We start from the raw sequence: 16,861 nt of genomic DNA on the forward strand, positions 1-16,861 counted from the left end.
CTCTGGGTCCGCGGCCCCCGCCGAGGGGCCCGGAGCGCGACCGAATCTGCGCTGAGATGCACTACCTGGACGGGCGGGGCAGCCTCCCGCATTAGCGCCGGGGAGTGGGAGACGTACGGCGCGAAGCGTCTCGGTGTGCCGACGGCAGTTCGCTCCTGCAGGAGGAGTCGGGTTCTCGGTGGCGCCGCCTTGCGGGACCGCGCGGGACCGGGACGCCCCGGCGGGAAATTCGTGTGCGTCGTAGGGCTCGGCGAGTTACGGTCGCCGCATGAACGTCACCGGCCGAAGCACCATCGCGACCGCGCGAGCGACCAGCTCGCCGGTTGCCGCCGTCTGACCTTCCCCTCTTCCCCACCGGCGACCGGAAACGGCCCGTCGGTGGTTCTGCGGCGTTCTTGACTTCTCGCCTCGGTTCGATGACCCGCGCGGTTCGTTGTCCGGTGCCTCCCCCGCTGTGACGCGAAGGAGCCACCCTCATGAACACGGAGCAGATCGTCCGCACGTTCCTCGAGTACTTCCAGGAGCGTGATCACCGCCGGATCACCGGCTCGACAATGCTGCCACCACCTGGCGACTCGGTGCTGTTCACCACTTCCGGCATGCATCCGCTCACCCCGTATCTGGAGGGGCGTCCCCATCCGCTGGGAAGGCGGCTGGTGAATGTGCAGCGCTGTCTGCGCACCACGGACCTGGAGGAGGTCGGCGATGCCACTCATCTGACCGTCTTCGAGATGCTTGGCACCTGGTCGCTGGGCGACTACGAGGGCCCGCTCAGTCTCGACTGGGGGTACAGGCTGCTCACCGAGGGGTTGGGCGTGGATCCGGGCCTGTTGCATGCCACCGTCTACGGCGGCGACGATCAGACCGGGCCTGACACCGCTTCCCTGGAGTTGTGGCAGAGCCTCGGCGTTCCCGTGGAACTCACCGTGGAAAACAACTGGTGGTCCAACGGGCCGGTCGGCCCCTGCGGCCCCGACTCGGAGATCTTCCTCTGGAGCGGCGATACCCCGCCCCGGTCGACGCCCACCCGCGACAACCGCTGGGTGGAGGTGTGGAACCACGTGATGATGCGCCATCGCAGACTCGAGGACGGTTCCCTCGTGCCGCTTCCCCAGCGCAACCTCGACACCGGCCTCGGGCTGGAGCGGCTGGCCTCTCTGCTGCAGAGCGCGTCGTCAGTGTTCGAATGCGACGTCTTCGAACCCTGGCGTCGTCACGTGCCGACCCTGTGGCCATTGAACGAAGTGTCCCGGCGTCTGGTCTACGACCACCTGCGCTCGGCCATCGTGGTCCTCGGCGACGGCGTGCGCCCGACCAACACCGGCCGGGGCTACGTGCTGCGCCGCCTGGTGCGACGGGCGCTCACCGTGCTGTGGCGGGACGATCCGTCGCGCGGTCTCGGAGACCTGCCGGAGGAGTTGGTGACACACACCCTCGACCACTTCCGGCAGGAAGTGGATTCCGGCGACGTGCGGCGACAGCTGCTTGAGGAGGAGCGCCGGTTCAGGCAGCTCCTGGAGCGCGGCCGACAGGTGCTCGCCCGGCCCCGGTTCCAAGGCCCGCTGAAAGAAGAGGACTTCGACTACCTCCACGACACCCACGGGCTGCCGCGCGATCTGGTCCTGGGCCTGCGGCAAGAATCATGGCGTGGGTGAATGCGGGTCCGACTCGGGGCAGGGCCGGCGTCCGCCGGGAAACCTCGTGGGCCCTGCCTGAGAGCCCTTCAGAAGCTGGATCTGCGGGCCTGCTTCGCAGCGTCCGCGGAAGGCCGGCCAGCGACGACGACATGCAGGGCTGGCACTGCGTTGCTGCGGACACCGGCGGCAAGAGGCACGAGCCCCAGCACCTCCTCCCATGGGGCCTTCCCGCGGGGCCGAGGACGCGCGGTCCCGTCCCGTCAGTGAACCTCAGACTTGCCATTCCTATCGATAATCAATAGATTTCTATTGCTAGTCGACCAAGGGAGGGGCCATGGGGAAGCTGACGGTGCTTGCGCTGCGCGCCGTGACGGTGGCGCTGCTCGCCGGATCGTTGTTCGTCCAGACGGTCATGGTGGCGATGCTGGCCGGTGCCATGGAGGAGAGCGTTCTTTCGGACCACCGCACTCCGGCCCTCGTGATCACGATCCTGGTCGTCGTCACGGTTCAGGTCGTCCTGTTCGGCGTGTGGCGCCTGGTGACGATGGTGCGACGCGGCACCGTTTTCTCCCACGCCGCATTCCGCTACGTCCACCTCGTGATCGGCGCGTTCGTGACGGCGGCACTCCTGGTGTTCGCGCTCGGGGTGGTCCTGGCACCGGGCGAGGCCGTACCCCCGGGCGTTGTGGCCCTCCTGGGCGGGGTCTCCCTGGCGATCTTCGGAATCGCGCTCATCGTGCTCGTGCTGCGGATGCTGCTCGCACAGGCCCTCGCACGTGACGTCGAAGCGTCGCGGCTGGGGGCCGAGCTGGCCGAGGTGATCTGATGCCGATCACCGTCGACATCGACGTGATGATGGCCAAGCGCAAGATGTCCGTAGGCGAACTGGCGGACCGGGTGGGGATCACACCCGCCAACCTGGCGGTGCTCAAGAACGGCCGCGCCAAGGCAGTGCGCTTCACCACGCTCGCCGCGCTCTGCGAAGCGCTCGAGTGTCAGCCGGGAGACCTGCTGCGCTGGGAGCCCGAGGGCTCCGGGGACCCCGGGGACGGTCACCGGGCGCACGAATCCGAAGACTCCGTCCCGACCGGGTCCTCACCCTGGTGACCGCAGCAGCGGCTGCCGGCCCCCTGCACACGATCACCAGTCAGGACGCCGGCCGGCGATGTCCACATGACTCACCCTCGCTGCCCGGGCCGTCGCCGCACTGCCCGCAGCCGGCCGGGGCCTGCCGCGCCCGATGACGGACCCCTACAGGAACAGGGCACACCATGACGACAGCCGACCTCTACCGTCTCGGGTCCACGGACAGTACTGACGTATTGGTCGTCGGCGCCGGACTGGCCGGTCTGAACACCGCCACACTCCTCGCCCGACAAGGCCACGACGTGCTCCTGGTCGAACGGCGAACCAATCTCGCCGCCGCGATCCGCACCACGGGAATCTTCGTACGGAAGACGCTCGACGACTTCCCACTGCCCCCCGACTGCCTCGGACCACCGATCCGACGCGTGGTCCTCTACCCCCCTGACCTGCGCCGCCCGGTCAGCCTCACCAGCCCCCGCGACGAGTACCGGGTGGGCGACATGGCACCCCTCTACGAAGCGTCCGCATCCGCCGCATCCGCCGCCGGCGTACGCATAGCGCTGGGCACGCGCTATGCCGGCCGGCAAGGCAACACGTTCCACCTGGCCGGTCGCGACAAGCCGACCGCGGTCCAGGCCCGCTTCGTCGTCGGCGCGGACGGAGCCCGCTCAAGAGTCGCCCGTGACCTCGCTCTCGACCGGAACCACCACTTGATCATCGGCGCCGAAGAGGTCTTCGAGCTACCCGGAAGCGACGAACCACCGACATTCCACTGCGTACTCGACCCCTCACTGGCGCCGGGATATCTGGCCTGGGTGGTCAACGACGGGCAGCACGCCCATGTCGGCGTCGCAGGCTATGCCGACCGCTATCCGGACGGTCTTCGCCGGGCCGCGGAACGCTTCAGCCGCTCGGCGCCCGGGCTGACCGGCATCGAACGTCCCGCAACGGTCGAGCGACGGGGAGGTCCCATCCCGGTCGGCGGCCTGTTGCGCCGGATCAGCTGCGCCGACGGGCTTCTGGTGGGGGACGCGGCGGGCGCGGTCTCCCCACTCACCGCCGGCGGCCTGGACCCGTGCCTGCGGCAGTCGGAACTCGCAGCCGAGGTGCTCAACGACGCTCTGCGCAGCGGAAAGCCGGACGCGATGGCCAACTACGACGGAGCCGCACTCCGCAGCCGATTCCGCGGACGCCTCATGCTGCGCCGCGGATTGGCCCAAGTACGGACGCCGACTACAGCGGCAGCGGCGTTCACCCTGCTCCGCACGCCGTTCGGAAAGGCCGCGGCAACCCGGGTCCTTTTCGGCGACAGGTCCTTCCCCGACCCCACACAAGTGAACTGACGGGAGACCGGTGTCAGCGGTTCACCATGGTGACTGAACGCCATAGTGCAGTTCGCCCAGCACCTTCCCCAGCGGCGCATGCTGATCATCTACGCGTCCCTGCTCGTGATCGGCTCGGTGCTCACCGCGTCGGCGGTGAACGCCAGGATGTTCATCGTCGGGCACGTCCTGCAGGGACCGCGCAAACCAGCTGAAGCGGAGCCGCGCCTGGTCGCTGCTTTCCCGTCTCGCGGGTCCATCGTCGATGGTCACGAGTGGATTAAGCTCCTGACGTCATGAGCAGCAGCTACCACGCCGACCAGGCCACGCTGATTCACCACGGCGGCGAATTCCCGGTAAGTGAGGTAGTGCTCATCGCATGGGAAGTAGATCTCCCGGGCGACCGGTCGCACGCCCTGATGTCCGGCTGGACCGGGGTAGCCAAATATGCCGGGGCCGAGCTCCTCGTCATGTTCGAAGGCGCCCCGCCCCGCTATCAGACACTCCGGCTCTCAATCGACGGTGAAGTGGACGCCGCTGTCGTGGTGTCCGATATCAGGGCCACGGCCGACGGCTCGTACGAATCGTCCTCACCGGGATCGGGCCAAGACCGTGGCAGGACTGACTTCCGCCATGCGTCCGAGCGGTTGAAGCGGACACTACGGTACGGATGACGTACCGGGAGAAGTCGCCAGGACGAGCGACTTCTCTGCGGGGACGAGCCGCGATTCCTCCTTCTCAGCGCAGTTGCTCGGCCAGTCCGACGATGATGCCCGCCGGGCCGCGGACGTAGCAGAGCAGATAGCTGTCCTCGAACCGGGCGATCTCGCCGACGAGTTCGGCGCCGTGAGGGCGCAGGCGGGCAACGGTGTCCTCGACGACGATGCCGACGTTGTCCATCCGCTGAATCGCCATGCTGGTTTCTCCTTCTTCCTCGTGCGGCCGGTGGTGACCGCTGATGTCCCTGGGACGGCGCCGGTGGCACGTTCTCGACATCCGCAGACCGCCGAACTCCGGAAAATCTGACACCCCTTCCGAGAACACACCCTCGTCCGACGGGCCGCTGAACCATGTATGCGCTCGCTGGTAATTCCTCGTCGTGGTTGGGGTCGGCCGGGCGGAGACAGGTGCCGGCCTACCGCCGGAGCGGCATCGCCGCGCGTGCGCGGGGGGTGATGAGGTAGGGCAAGTCTTGTCGCGCGGGGGTGTTGCGGTGGCTGCTGGTGCGGTCGGCCCCCATGGACCTTCGGTCCAGCCGCACTGAAAGGGACGGTAGCTGGCGCTGGCGCGAGCAGTTGAGTACGTGTGCTCATGCCGGCACGTCCTGGCGTGAGCATCATCGGGGCATGCGAACGCGAGCACATGGAATGCTCCTACTGGTCGCCGGTGTTCTGGTCATCTCCGTACCGGTGGCCACCTGGGGCCTGATGGGGCAGGACAACTCGCAGGGCCTGCCGTCGTCCCAACTCGACGACGCCTACCAGCCCTTGGCGATTCCGGCGGCTTTGCAGACCGCACTGGGCATCGGCGCTCTCCTACTGGCAGTGGCCTGTGCGGTGCTGCTGGCGCGCGCCTCGCGCCGCGGGACCTTCGACCGGCGTTGGTGGCAGGCGCTTGTGCCCTTGGTGGGGGCAGGACTGATCGTCGGTGCCGGGTGGTGGCGTCTGGTCATCGGTGGCGGGGTTCCCGACAACACCGGAGCCGGTCTCGTCGTATGGTTCGGCGCCCCGGTCGCGGTGGCGCTGGCGCTGTGGTCAATGGGCCGTAGCGAGTGGGGCGCGACTGACACGGCACCGGGACGACCGCGGTCCGAAGCCGGGCGGGATGCCGCGGTCGCTGCCATGACGAGCAACGGCACGAGTCCCGATGGTGCCCCCTGCACAGCCGGCATCCGTGATCTGCGCATCAAGTCGGGCATCGCCCTCGCCCTGCTGCCTGTTCTGTTGATGCTCTCCGTCATCCTGGTCATCGATGAGGCTCTGGGCAGCGTCGGACCATCCGCTCTCTCCGAAATCGGCGCCTGGATGCTCCTCGGCTCCGGGGTGCTCGGCCTCGCCGTCCTGCTTCTGCCCGCCCGGGCGGTGGGCCGCCCCACGCGAACCGCTCTCCTCGCCGGCCAATGGGGGTTGATGCCCGTGGCGGTGGCCCTGGCCGCCGCAGCGTAAGGGCCTGCCCGTCTCCGTCCGGGGCCGGGGACGCGGCCTGTCGGTGGCGTGACCTCGGGTGAGGCAGCCACTACCGGCAAACCTCGTCACCCGCGGGCGGGGAGCACACTCATCGACCTGCGGCGCTGTCAGCAGTGAGCCTCGAACTCACTCGCCCAACGCCCCAAATGAGCAACCAAGATCAAAGAGGCCGGTTCCAAGATCGGAACCGGCCTCTGACCTGGCATGTCTCTGGAGCCGCCTGTCGGATTCGAACCGACGACCTTCTGTTTACAAGACAGATGCTCTAACCAGCTGAGCTAAGGCGGCGGGCTGGCGTGCCCGTGCAGTCTACCCATCCTGTGACGGCCGTCCGCGATGCGGTTTCGTTGCTGCTCGAGGGCTGACAAGACACACAGCGGCGGGTTAGCGTCACCGCACGTTCACAGCAGTGAAACGTACTCCCTTTACGACGGATCGTCCGGCACGTACCTGCCGGTGAAGGAGACAACATCATGGCTACGGTCACGTACGACTCCGCTACGCGGATCTACCCCGGCGGAGACAAGCCCGCCGTCGACAAGCTCAACATCGGCATCGAGGACGGCGAGTTCCTCGTACTGGTCGGCCCCTCCGGTTGCGGCAAGTCCACCTCCCTGCGCATGCTCGCGGGTCTCGAGGACGTCAACGAAGGTTCCATACGCATCGGTGACCGCGACGTCACGCACCTGCCGCCCAAGGACCGGGACATCGCCATGGTGTTCCAGAACTACGCGCTCTACCCGCACATGTCCGTCGCGGACAACATGGGCTTCGCGCTCAAGATCGCGGGTGTGAACAAGTCCGAGATCCGCAAGAAGGTCGAGGACGCGGCGAAGATCCTCGACCTCACGGACTACCTGCATCGCAAGCCCAAGGCGCTCTCCGGTGGTCAGCGCCAGCGTGTGGCGATGGGCCGCGCGATCGTGCGTGAGCCGCAGGTCTTCCTCATGGACGAGCCGCTGTCGAACCTCGACGCGAAGCTCCGCGTGCAGACCCGTACGCAGATCGCCGGCCTCCAGCGCCGTCTGGGCATCACAACCGTGTACGTCACCCACGACCAGGTCGAGGCCATGACCATGGGTGACCGGGTGGCCGTCCTCAAGGACGGGCTGCTGCAGCAGGTCGACACCCCGCGTCACATGTACGACCACCCCGCGAACCTCTTCGTCGCCGGCTTCATCGGCTCCCCCGCCATGAACCTCGTCGAGGTGCCGATCACCGACGGTGGCGTGAAGTTCGGCAACAGCGTCGTGCCGGTCGAGCGCGAGGCGCTGTCCGCGGCCGTCGAGAAGGGCGACAAGACGGTGACGGTGGGCGTGCGCCCGGAGCACTTCGACGTGGTGAACGGCGACGGCTCCGACAAGGCTCTCTCCAAGGACGAGCCGGCGGGCGTGGCGGTCACCGTCAACGTCGTCGAGGAGCTCGGCGCGGACGGCTACATCTACGGCACGGCCAAGGTCGGCGCCGACGACTGCGACCTCGTCGTCCGTGTCTCCGGCCGTCAGGTGCCCGAGAAGGGCGCCGTCGTGAACGTGGTGCCGCGCGGTGGCGAGACGCACGTCTTCTCGACCTCCAGCGGTGAGCGTCTCAGCGACTGACGCGCGCACCCGCACGCACCTCAGCGCAACCAAAGTGGCCGCACGCCTCGGCAACAGCCGGGCGTGCGGCCACTTTTCGCCTGTTCCCGGGCATTTCCGCTCCGTGCGTCAACACCAGTCGAGAACGCGCCCGTGCGCCGTCGCTCAGCAGGGTGACCGAATGTCGCCAAATCACCACTCTTCGCTACGATCGCTGACGTGAACCACGCAGCCCGCCGAATCGGCCGAACTCTAGCTCTCGTTCTCCCTGTCGTACTCGTCCTGTCCGGAACACTCGCCGTCGCCCGCGTCCCGTGGAGTTCGTCCTCCGGCACGCAGATGCTCACAGCGTCCGAGCACAGGGCGTCCACGAAAGCGACCTCCCGTGCTCCCCAGGACGTGCTTCGCGACCGCCTCGTCGCCGAGTTGCAGGAGAAGGACCCGGGCGTGGCGCTGACCGGCCTCCAGCAGGAGATGGCGCAGCGCCCCTCGCTGGCCAGGCACTGCACGTCGATCGCCCGGGCGCTCGGCCGTGCGGCCGTGCAGAAGTACGGCAGTGTGCAGCGCGCCAACCGCTACTCGCGTCCCGTCTGCGACACGTCCTTCGCCACCGGCGCGTCCCGGATGCGCTGACGCGCGGAACGACCGATGTGCCGACCGCCCGCCTGCCGACGACGGCAGAGCGGGCGCCCCGCATAGGGTGCGCTGCATGATGCAGCTCCCCACGCAAGCCGTGATCCTGGCCGGTGGCCAGGGGACGCGGCTGCGTCCGTACACCGACGACCGTCCCAAGCCGATGGTCGAGATCCCCGGCACCGGAATCCCCATCATCGGGCACCAGTTGGCCTGGCTGGCCACCGAGGGCGTCACCGATGTCGTCGTCTCCTGCGGCCATTTGGCCGATGTGCTGGACGACTGGCTGGCGAAGGCCGAGATTCCGGTGCCCTCGGGACGAAGTCCCCTGCGGACCACGGTCGTTGTGGAGGACAAGCCGCTGGGCCGCGGCGGCGGACTCAAGTACGCGGCCGCCTCGCTGCCCCGGCCCGACGAGCCCTGGTACGCCACCAACGGGGACATCTGGACACGCTTCGCACTGCGGGAGATGGCCGCGTTCCACGGGGAGCGGGACGCCGCCGCGACGCTCGCGCTGGCCCGTCCGCGCATCCCTTGGGGCGCGGTGGAGACGGATCCCTTCGGTCATGTCCTCGACTTCATCGAGGCTCCGCCGTCCCCGTACCTCGTCAACGCCGGTGTGTACGTGTTCTCTTCGTCCTTCACCGGCCTGCTGCCGGAGCGCGGCGACCACGAGCGGACGACGTTCCCGCGGCTCGCCCGCGAACGCCTGCTCGCGGGCTTTCAGTTGCCGCAGGGTGCCTACTGGCGGGCCATCGACACCGCCAAGGATCTGGAGGAAGCGGCAAGGGAGTTGAGGGACGCGCAGGGAGCCCCCCAGAAGCAGTGAGGGCTCCCTGCGTTGTTCCGCTCGTCGCGGTGCGCCGTTTGCCGTGTTCTCCGGCCCGGGCCAGGTAGGTCGTACACCGGCCCGGGCGCGCGGGTCAGCCCAGGAGGCCGCCCAGGCCGCCCCCGCTGCCGCCGGAGGACGATCCGCCACCGCCGCCGGACGACGAACCTCCGCCGCCGCCACCGGAGTTGGAGCCGCCATGCGCACCGCCGCCGGTGCTGCCGCCCGAACTCGCGCTGCCGCCCTGCGTGGCGTGCGCCCCGGGGGCCGACTGCGGCGGCGGCTGCACGCCGGGAACGGTCTCCCTCGGCACCTGCACGGTCTCGCGCTGGCTGGGACTGGACGTGTCCCCGCGCCGGTCGTCGGCCGAGGCCGAGGAGGACGGGCTGCCGGAGCGGCCGCTGTCCGCGTCGGCGCCCCGTGAGTGCCCGCCGGCGGGCCGCCCACTGTCGGTCCGGTCGTCCGGGCCCGTGGGGAGGGGCGAGCCGGGCAGCTGGTTCACGGGCGGGCCACCGGGCCCGGGCACCTTGGCCGTGTGCGCGGAACGTACGGCACCGCCCAGCATCGAACCCGTCAGCATCGCGATCCCCGCGACGACGGACGCGATGACGGCGCCGCGGCGCAGCACCCTCGTGCGCAGGTCGCGCAGTTCGGCGCGCGGGCCGAGCTTGCGCCACGCGTCGGCGGCGAGCCTGCCGTCGACGGAGTAGACGGGCGCACCGGCGATGAGCAGCGGGCTCCACGCGGCGAGGAGAATGATGTCCGGCGCCTCGTAGGCAGGGCCCGAACTCCAGCTCACCGTCATCAGCAGCGCGGCGGACAGCAGCGCGCCCAGTGCCGCGGCGAGGCGCTGCCAGAGCCCGCACACCGTCAGCACACCGATGATGATCTGGAGGAAGGCGACCGTCAGCCCGGAGCCGACGGGGTGTGCCAGCACGAAGTCCCGCAGCGGGGAGGCGATGGCCCAGGGTTCCAGCGACCGCAGCCACGTCACCATGGAGCCGCGGGCGTCGCCGTCGAAGTAGACCGGGTCGCACAGCTTGCCCATGCCGGCGTAGACCGAGATGAAGCCGAGGAAGATCCGCATGGGCAGCAGCACGACGCCGAGGTTCATACGGCGGCCCGGGTAGTACGCCTGGCGGCGCGCTCCGGCCGCTGCGGGGGCAGAGGAGACGGCGTGGTCGGCGTCCTCGGGGTCTCCGTGCGCCAGGGGCTGCCTGCCCCGGCGGTTGTACGCGCCGCTCTCCCCGTACTCGGAGAACTCGGCGTACTCGCCGAAGTCTCCGTTCGGGCCGCTCTCGTCGTATTCGACGTACGGGTCGTAGGCGCCGGGCTCCGGGCCGTCGAAGGCTCCGCGTGTGGGGCGCACCCCGTGCAGCAAGGACTGCGGCTGGGTCGCCTCGGCCGGGCGCGCCCCGCGCTGGCCGATGACCGTCGGCGGAGCGATGGCGTCCTCGTCGATCCGCGGCAGCACCTGGGTCGTGGAGGCGGCGGTCTCCGCGGGCCCGCGGTGGCCGGGGCGTGCCACGTGGGACAGCCGGGTCGCCGCGGTGTCGCCGGCGTCCGTATGCACGCCCCAGGCGACGGACGTTCCGGTCGTGCCCGGCGATGCCCCCGACGTCCCGGGCCTGTTGGCGGAGAACGGTCCCGGAGCCGCGCCCCCGACCGTTCCGGAGGCGTGAAGGCCGGAGACGGCAGCGACGGAGCCGGTGGTGACGGGGTCGGCGGCGGGCGGCGCGAGCTGCACCCGGAAGCTCGCGTGAGTGACGACGACCTCTGCCGGATCGGAGGGGACCTTGACCGTGCTCAGGCCGGGGTCGTCGTCGAAGAAACCGCTCGGGCCGCCCTGTTGGGTGTCCCCAGGACGCCGGCCCGAGGGGTCGGGCGTGCGGGGTGTTCTGGTGTCCACACTCCACTAACCGAGTGACGGACGCTTAAGACACTGCCTTGACCGCCCTGATCTGTCCGAGGCCCGTCAAGGCCGTCGAGCTGCCACGAAGGCGCGCCCGTCGCGTCGTCGAGCAAGGCTCGGCCCCGACTCCCGTGTCCAGGGGGCGGGTTCGGGACTCGCGGCCATCAACTCCTGCGCCGCGCCGCCTCGTAAAGCACCACGCCCGCGGCCACGCCGGCGTTCAGCGACTCGGCGCCACCCGGCATCGGGATCCGCACGCGCACGTCGCAGGTCTCGCCGACCAGCCGGGACAGGCCCTTGCCCTCACTCCCGACGACGACCACGACGGGCCCCTCCAGCACGTCCAGTTCCGGGAGTTCGACGTCGCCGTCGGCGGCGAGGCCGACCACCATCATTCCCGCCTTCTGGTAACTCTCCAGCGCACGCGTGAGGTTGGAGGCGCGCGCGACGGGGGTGTGCGCCGCGGTGCCCGCGGAGGTCTTCCACGCCCCTGCCGTCATCCCGGCGGCCCGGCGCTCCGGCACGACGACGCCGTGCCCGCCGAAGGCCGAGGTGGAGCGGACGACCGCCCCGAGATTGCGCGGATCGGTGATCCCGTCCAGCGCGACGATCAGCGGGTCCTCGCCCTCGTCGTAGGCTGCCGCCGCCAGATCGTCGGGGTGCGCGTACTCGTACTCCGGGACCTGGAGCACAAGCCCCTGGTGGTGCAGGCCTTTTGTCATGCGGTCCAGCTCGGGCCTGGGCGCCTCCATGAGGTTGATGCCCCCGGCCTCGCCCGCGAGCCGCACTGCCTCGCGCACCCGTTCGTCGTTGTCGATGAACTGCTGCACATACAGCGTCGACGCCGGTACCTGCTCGCGCAGCGCTTCGACGACAGAGTTGCGGCCGACGACCAGTTCCGAGGCGCTCTTGCCGCTGGCCTTGCGCGGACGGCCCTGCGCGCGCCGGGCCTTGGCCTGCGCAGCGCGCTGCTTGGCGTGCCCCTTGCGCATCTCGGCGGGCGGCGTGGGGCCCTTGCCCTCGAGTCCGCGGCGCCGCTGGCCGCCGCTGCCGACCTGCGCGCCCTTCTTGTTGGACGTACGCCGGTTGGGGCGCTGGCTGTTCCCGGCCATCGGGCACCTGCTTCTCTGCTGGGCTGCTGGTCTGCTGCTGATTCGTCTGCCGGATTCCCGGCCGGCCGCTGCCGACCGTCTGCCGTGCCGGCGGGCAACGCACGCTCGCGGGGCGCGGAGGCCGCCGCCTGCCGCCATTATTCAGGAGGACAGGGCCCACCGAAGAAGTGGATCAACGGTGGGCTCCCCACGACGGCCGCGGTCACGGTTCAGCGGCCGCCGTCGCGGTTCAGTGGCTGCCGCCGCCGAGCTCCCAGCGCGGCCCGGACGGGGTGTCCTCGATGACCAGCCCCGCCTGCTTCAGCTCGTCGCGGATGGTGTCGGCCGTGGCGTAGTCCTTGCGCTGGCGCGCGGCCTGCCGCTGGTCGAGCACGAGGCGGACCAGCGAGTCCACGACGTCGCGCAGCTCGCCGCCCCGCCCGGCGCCCGTCGCCGTGGACTGCCAGCCCGGGTCGAGCGGGTCGAGGCCGAGGACGCCGAGCATCGCCCGTACGTCAGCCAAGGCCTTGACGGTGGCGTCCTTCTCGTCACCGCTCATGGCGGCGTTCCCGTGCCGGACGGTCGTGTGGACGACGGCCAGCGCCTGCGGGACCCCGAAGTCGTCGTCCATCGCCTCCGCGAAGGCGGCCGGGACCTCCGACGCGGGAGCCACGTCGCCGACCGCCTCGCCCGCGCGCTGCAGGAAGCCCTCGATACGGCCGAAGGCGGCGTCCGCCTCGCGCAGCGACTCCTCGCTGTACTCGATGGTGGAGCGGTAGTGCGGCGAAGCCAGGTAGTACCGCAGCACGATGGGGCGCCAGTGCTTGACCATCTCGCTGACGAGCACCGAGTTGCCGAGCGACTTGCTCATCTTCTCGCCGCTCATCGTCACCCAGGCGTTGTGCGCCCAGTAGCGCGCGAATTCGTCGCCGAACGCCTTCGACTGCGCGATCTCGTTCTCGTGATGCGGGAAGACCAGGTCGACTCCCCCGCCGTGCAGGTCGAAGGACGAGCCGAGGTACTTGTGCGCCATGGCTGAGCACTCCAGGTGCCAGCCGGGACGGCCGCGGCCCCACGGCGTCTCCCAGCTCGGCTCGCCGGGCTTGGCGCCCTTCCACATGGCGAAGTCACGCGGGTCGCGCTTGCCGGTCTCGCCCTCGCCCTCGGGCTGGAGCAGGCTGTCCAGATCCTGGTTGGACAGCCGGAGATAGTCCGCGTACGAGCGGACGTCGAAGTAGACGTTCCCGTCCGCCGCGTAGGCGTGGCCCGTGTCGATGAGGGCGCGCATCATCTCGATCATCTCGGGGACGTGGCCCGTTGCCCGCGGCTCGTACGTGGGCGGCAGGCAGCCTAGAGCGTCGTACGCGGCGGTGAACGCGCGCTCGTTGTCGTAGCCGATCGCCCACCAGGGACGGTTCTGCTCGACGGCCTTCACGATGATCTTGTCGTCGATGTCGGTCACGTTCCGCACGAACGTCACGTCGTAGCCGCGGTGGGCGAACCAGCGGCGCATGATGTCGAAGTTGAGCCCCGACCTGATGTGCCCGATGTGCGGGGCAGCCTGCACGGTGGCACCACACAGGTAGATCGAGACATGGCCCGGCGTCAGGGGGACGAAGTCGCGGATCTGCCGGCTGCTGGTGTCGTACAGGCGAATGCTCACGCGACCAGGGTAGTGGGCCCGTGAGGGCGCCCGTCCCGCACACCGGGCTCGCGGCAGACCCCTGGCATATGTGACGGAGGCCCGGAGCCGGGTGTCAGGTCTGTCAGAGGCGTCCGGTGATCTTCCGGGGCGTGATGCGCACGACGACCCTCGCGGCGTCCTGATCCCAACGCGGGTTGAAATCGGCGTAGTTCTTCCCCGTGTACTTCTGGGCCAGTTCGTCGATCAGCTCCGGGCCGCCCTCGGTGGTGACAGTGGCGGTGCCGCGGATCTCTGCGTAGGTGTACGGGTTGTCCGCCGGCTGCACCATGACGCTGACCCGGGAGTCCCGCCGGAGGTTTTGGGTCTTGCGGCGCTCGGTCGTGGTGGAGATCAGCAATTCGTCCCCGTCGCGCTTCACCCATACCGGTGACACCTGCGGGCTTCCGTCGGGCTGGATCGTCGCCAGGTCGACGAAGACGGGAGAGTCCAGAACCTGCTTGAGGCCGTCGGAGAGCTGTGCTGCTGCCACTGGGGTCGCCTTCTCTCGGAGGATCGTCGCTGTCTGCGGCATGTGCCGTGTCACGTGCAAACCGTGTCACGTGCAACAGACATCCGGGGCCCGGTGTCCCGGGCCCCGCCCAGGCGTCACTCCTGCGGGCCCCCGGCGGCTGCCGGAGGCGGCAGCACGAGTGCCGTGGCCATGGCCGCGAGGCCCTCACCGCGACCGGTCAGGCCCAGCCCGTCCGTCGTCGTACCGGAGACGGAGACCGGAGCGCCGACCGCCGCGGACAGGGCACGCCGGGCCTCGTCGCGCCGCTTGCCGATCTTGGGCCGCACGCCGATGACCTGGATCGCCACGTTGCCGATGGTGAAGCCCTCCGCCCGCACGATCCGCGCGGCCTCCGTGAGCAGACCGACGCCCGACGCACCGGCCCACTCCGGGCGGCCGGTGCCGAAGTGGGCACCGAGGTCGCCGAGACCGGCCGCGGAGAAGAGGGCGTCGCATGCCGCGTGCGCGGCGACGTCACCGTCCGAGTGCCCGGCGAGGCCGTAGCGCTCCCCCTCCCAGAGCAGGCCCGCGCACCACAGCTCGCGCCCCTCCTCGAAGGCGTGCACATCCGTGCCGATGCCGACCAGTGGGAGCGCCGGTGCCTGTGGTTCAGAAGCCATCGGTCGCACGCCTCCTCGCCAGAACGGCCTCGGCGAGCACCAGGTCCAGGGGCCGCGTCACCTTGAACGCCTCATCGTGACCCGGGACGACCACGACCTCGACGCCGAGGCGCTCGACCATGCCGGCGTCGTCCGTCGCGCCGTCGCCCTCGCGGGCCACCTGGGCGTGCGCCGCGGCGAGCACCTTCAGCTCGAAGCCCTGCGGGGTCTGCACGGCCCTCAGCCGTGAACGCTCAGGAGTGCCCGTCACCGGCTCGGGTTCGCCGTCGGTGCGGACCTGGACCTCCTTGACCGTGTCAGGGACGGGCAGCGCGGGCACGACGGCGGGCGCCCCCTCCCTCACTGCCGCCGCCACGGCCTCCACGGTCTCCACCGGCACCAGCGGGCGGGCGGCATCGTGCACGAGGACGGAATCGACATCGTCGGGGAGAGCCGCGAGGCCCAGGCGCACCGAGTCCTGACGGGTCTCGCCGCCGGGGACGACCACGACGTCGGTCGAGGTCTCCCCGGCGGCGTTGTACTCGTCCATGAGGCGCCGGACCTCGTCTGCGCCGTCGGGCGGTGCGACCACGACGACGAGGGAGACGGCACGGGAGCGGGCCATCGCACGCACGGCGTGCACCAGCATCGGCGTCCCGCTCAGCGCGCGGAGTGCCTTGGGGGCGCCTGGGCCCAGGCGGAGGCCGCGCCCGGCGGCCGGGATGACGGCGGCGGTGCGGTGCCCGGGACGCCCGGCAGAGGGATCGCCCGCGGGGACGGTCGCCGGGTCGGCGGGACGGTCGGACGCGGGTCGGGCGGCCGGAGTCCTGCCGGCCTGCGCTGCCTGGGCTGCCTGCTCGGAGCCGTGGATTACTCCGTCCGGGCGGCCGGAACGCGACTCGCCCGCGGATTGGATTGACATCGGTTGCACGTTCAGGTTTGTGTCCTCAGCCGGTGTGGGTATGGCCTGGGCGTACCCCCGACGCAGGTCGGGGGCGTGCCGGGCGCGAAGCCTTGACCGGCCCTTCCGTGATTTCCGGTCGAGGCGATTGCCCGGGCCCGGCACGCCTTTGACAGACGTCGAGACCGTGCCGGGCATCCGGCACGGCGAGCAGTAGTGAGGTTACTGAACGCTGCCGGGGGCCGCTTGCAGAGCGTAGACATGCCGCAGCGCCCGGCGACTGACGTCGTCACTCGGGCACTGCGGCACAGCCTTGCTCTACTGCTGCTCAGACTTGCTGACTGCTGGGCTTGCTCACTGGTGCGGGGAGGCCGGCTGCGCGCCGTCTCTCTTCGTCGCTCGCGCGGTCAGGACGCGAGAACTTCGTCGAGCAGTGCCTCTGCCTTGTCCTCGTTCGTGTTCTCCGCGAGAGCCAGCTCGCTCACCAGGATCTGGCGGGCCTTGGCGAGCATCCTCTTCTCACCGGCGGAGAGTCCGCGCTCACGCTCACGGCGCCACAGGTCGCGCACGACCTCCGCCACCTTGATCACGTCGCCGGACGCGAGCTTCTCGAGATTCGCCTTGTAGCGCCGGGACCAGTTGGTCGGCTCCTCGGCATACGGTGCGCGGAGCACCTCGAAGACCCTGTCCAGCCCGTCCGAACCGACCACATCTCGTACGCCGACGAACTCCGCATTGTCCGCTGGCACACGAACCGTCAAGTCGCCCTGCGCAACCTTCAGAACCAAGTAGGTCTTGTCCACGCCTTTGATCTGGCGAGTTTCGATAGCCTCGATCAGCGCGGCCCCGTGATGGGGATAGACCACGGTGTCGCCAACCTTGAACGTCATGTG

Annotated in this window: 17 protein-coding genes, 1 tRNA gene and 1 pseudogene; 10 read left to right on the top strand and 9 right to left on the bottom strand. The window is 69.9% G+C overall.

The window, feature by feature from the left end; genetic code table 11:
- The first annotated feature begins 476 nt into the window (after positions 1-476).
- The 6 genes from I004_RS0125115 to I004_RS0125140 all read left to right on the top strand — a co-directional run bounded on the left by I004_RS0125115 (position 477) and on the right by I004_RS0125140 (position 4,719).
- Positions 477-1,655, top strand: coding sequence for an alanine--tRNA ligase-related protein (locus I004_RS0125115; RefSeq protein ID WP_028437760.1), 1,179 nt, complete (start codon positions 477-479; stop codon positions 1,653-1,655).
- 316 nt (positions 1,656-1,971) lie between these two features.
- Positions 1,972-2,463 (top strand): DUF2975 domain-containing protein, encoded by a 492-nt coding sequence (locus tag I004_RS0125120; RefSeq protein WP_028437761.1) that lies wholly within the window; start codon positions 1,972-1,974, stop codon positions 2,461-2,463.
- On the top strand, positions 2,463-2,744 hold the full coding sequence (locus I004_RS0125125; protein ID WP_028437762.1) for a helix-turn-helix domain-containing protein: 282 nt from the start codon (positions 2,463-2,465) through the stop codon (positions 2,742-2,744). Before I004_RS0125120 ends, I004_RS0125125 begins: the two co-directional genes overlap by 1 nt.
- Positions 2,745-2,908: 164 nt before the next feature.
- Entirely contained in the window at positions 2,909-4,066 is a 1,158-nt protein-coding gene (locus I004_RS0125130; RefSeq protein ID WP_028437763.1) for an NAD(P)/FAD-dependent oxidoreductase, read from the top strand.
- A 78-nt stretch (positions 4,067-4,144) separates the two neighbouring features.
- Positions 4,145-4,345, top strand: coding sequence for a hypothetical protein (locus I004_RS0125135; RefSeq protein ID WP_199779461.1), 201 nt, complete (start codon positions 4,145-4,147; stop codon positions 4,343-4,345).
- Positions 4,342-4,719: a hypothetical protein gene (locus I004_RS0125140; protein WP_028437765.1), complete on the top strand. Its 378-nt coding sequence runs from the start codon at positions 4,342-4,344 to the stop codon at positions 4,717-4,719. The genes I004_RS0125135 and I004_RS0125140 overlap by 4 nt, the downstream gene beginning before the upstream one ends.
- A gap of 64 nt (positions 4,720-4,783) precedes the next feature.
- On the opposite strand, the pseudogene I004_RS35940 reads toward I004_RS0125140, so the two are convergent.
- Positions 4,784-5,023: pseudogene (locus I004_RS35940) on the bottom strand (VOC family protein); the annotation flags it as partial.
- A 368-nt stretch (positions 5,024-5,391) separates the two neighbouring features.
- Here I004_RS35940 and I004_RS35945 point away from each other — a divergent pair.
- Complete coding sequence (locus I004_RS35945; protein ID WP_158677093.1) at positions 5,392-6,210, top strand: hypothetical protein; 819 nt, start codon at positions 5,392-5,394, stop codon at positions 6,208-6,210.
- A gap of 232 nt (positions 6,211-6,442) precedes the next feature.
- Here I004_RS35945 and I004_RS0125155 read toward each other — a convergent pair.
- Positions 6,443-6,519 (bottom strand) — tRNA-Thr (locus I004_RS0125155).
- 185 nt (positions 6,520-6,704) lie between these two features.
- Between I004_RS0125155 and I004_RS0125160 the strand changes: the two genes are divergently transcribed.
- From I004_RS0125160 to I004_RS0125170, 3 genes are all read left to right on the top strand, one after another.
- Positions 6,705-7,829, top strand: a complete 1,125-nt coding sequence (locus I004_RS0125160) for a sn-glycerol-3-phosphate ABC transporter ATP-binding protein UgpC (protein ID WP_028437766.1) — start codon at positions 6,705-6,707, stop codon at positions 7,827-7,829.
- Between the two features lie 198 nt (positions 7,830-8,027).
- Complete coding sequence (locus tag I004_RS0125165) at positions 8,028-8,441, top strand: hypothetical protein (protein WP_028437767.1); 414 nt, start codon at positions 8,028-8,030, stop codon at positions 8,439-8,441.
- Positions 8,442-8,517: 76 nt separating this feature from the next.
- Positions 8,518-9,270, top strand: a complete 753-nt coding sequence (locus tag I004_RS0125170; protein WP_028437768.1) for a nucleotidyltransferase family protein — start codon at positions 8,518-8,520, stop codon at positions 9,268-9,270.
- Between the two features lie 94 nt (positions 9,271-9,364).
- Here I004_RS0125170 and I004_RS39935 read toward each other — a convergent pair whose 3' ends face one another.
- From I004_RS39935 to I004_RS0125205, 7 genes are all read right to left on the bottom strand, one after another.
- Positions 9,365-11,179, bottom strand: coding sequence for a DoxX family membrane protein (locus I004_RS39935; RefSeq protein WP_028437769.1), 1,815 nt, complete (start codon positions 11,177-11,179; stop codon positions 9,365-9,367).
- Between the two features lie 167 nt (positions 11,180-11,346).
- On the bottom strand, positions 11,347-12,294 hold the full coding sequence (gene rlmB / locus I004_RS0125180) for a 23S rRNA (guanosine(2251)-2'-O)-methyltransferase RlmB (protein ID WP_028437770.1): 948 nt from the start codon (positions 12,292-12,294) through the stop codon (positions 11,347-11,349).
- A gap of 229 nt (positions 12,295-12,523) precedes the next feature.
- Entirely contained in the window at positions 12,524-13,936 is a 1,413-nt protein-coding gene (cysS, locus tag I004_RS0125185) for a cysteine--tRNA ligase (RefSeq protein WP_028437771.1), read from the bottom strand.
- 103 nt (positions 13,937-14,039) lie between these two features.
- Complete coding sequence (locus tag I004_RS0125190; protein ID WP_051345415.1) at positions 14,040-14,489, bottom strand: PPOX class F420-dependent oxidoreductase; 450 nt, start codon at positions 14,487-14,489, stop codon at positions 14,040-14,042.
- A 74-nt stretch (positions 14,490-14,563) separates the two neighbouring features.
- The gene (gene ispF, locus I004_RS0125195) at positions 14,564-15,088 is read right to left on the bottom strand and encodes a 2-C-methyl-D-erythritol 2,4-cyclodiphosphate synthase (RefSeq protein ID WP_028437773.1); all 525 of its coding nucleotides are present in this window, start codon (positions 15,086-15,088) and stop codon (positions 14,564-14,566) included.
- Entirely contained in the window at positions 15,078-15,989 is a 912-nt protein-coding gene (ispD, locus tag I004_RS35950; RefSeq protein ID WP_078511797.1) for a 2-C-methyl-D-erythritol 4-phosphate cytidylyltransferase, read from the bottom strand. Before ispD ends, ispF begins: the two co-directional genes overlap by 11 nt.
- A gap of 386 nt (positions 15,990-16,375) precedes the next feature.
- Positions 16,376-16,858: a CarD family transcriptional regulator gene (locus I004_RS0125205; RefSeq protein ID WP_016472332.1), complete on the bottom strand. Its 483-nt coding sequence runs from the start codon at positions 16,856-16,858 to the stop codon at positions 16,376-16,378.
- Positions 16,859-16,861 lie beyond the last annotated feature (3 nt).

Source organism: Streptomyces sp. TAA486, assembly GCF_000426165.1.

What these genes read in the sequence shown, in the direction of transcription:
- I004_RS0125115 (WP_028437760.1), top strand. Translation starts at nt 477, where the DNA reads ATGAACACGGAGCAGATCGTCCGCACGTTCCTCGAGTACTTCCAGGAG.
- I004_RS0125120 (WP_028437761.1), top strand. Translation starts at nt 1,972, where the DNA reads ATGGGGAAGCTGACGGTGCTTGCGCTGCGCGCCGTGACGGTGGCGCTG.
- I004_RS0125125 (WP_028437762.1), top strand. Translation starts at nt 2,463, where the DNA reads ATGCCGATCACCGTCGACATCGACGTGATGATGGCCAAGCGCAAGATG.
- I004_RS0125130 (WP_028437763.1), top strand. Translation starts at nt 2,909, where the DNA reads ATGACGACAGCCGACCTCTACCGTCTCGGGTCCACGGACAGTACTGAC.
- I004_RS0125135 (WP_199779461.1), top strand. Translation starts at nt 4,145, where the DNA reads ATGCTGATCATCTACGCGTCCCTGCTCGTGATCGGCTCGGTGCTCACC.
- I004_RS0125140 (WP_028437765.1), top strand. Translation starts at nt 4,342, where the DNA reads ATGAGCAGCAGCTACCACGCCGACCAGGCCACGCTGATTCACCACGGC.
- I004_RS35945 (WP_158677093.1), top strand. Translation starts at nt 5,392, where the DNA reads ATGCGAACGCGAGCACATGGAATGCTCCTACTGGTCGCCGGTGTTCTG.
- I004_RS0125160 (WP_028437766.1), top strand. Translation starts at nt 6,705, where the DNA reads ATGGCTACGGTCACGTACGACTCCGCTACGCGGATCTACCCCGGCGGA.
- I004_RS0125170 (WP_028437768.1), top strand. Translation starts at nt 8,518, where the DNA reads ATGATGCAGCTCCCCACGCAAGCCGTGATCCTGGCCGGTGGCCAGGGG.
- rlmB (WP_028437770.1), bottom strand. Translation starts at nt 12,294, where the DNA reads ATGGCCGGGAACAGCCAGCGCCCCAACCGGCGTACGTCCAACAAGAAG.
- I004_RS0125190 (WP_051345415.1), bottom strand. Translation starts at nt 14,489, where the DNA reads ATGCCGCAGACAGCGACGATCCTCCGAGAGAAGGCGACCCCAGTGGCA.
- ispF (WP_028437773.1), bottom strand. Translation starts at nt 15,088, where the DNA reads ATGGCTTCTGAACCACAGGCACCGGCGCTCCCACTGGTCGGCATCGGC.
- ispD (WP_078511797.1), bottom strand. Translation starts at nt 15,989, where the DNA reads ATGTCAATCCAATCCGCGGGCGAGTCGCGTTCCGGCCGCCCGGACGGA.
- I004_RS0125205 (WP_016472332.1), bottom strand. Translation starts at nt 16,858, where the DNA reads ATGACGTTCAAGGTTGGCGACACCGTGGTCTATCCCCATCACGGGGCC.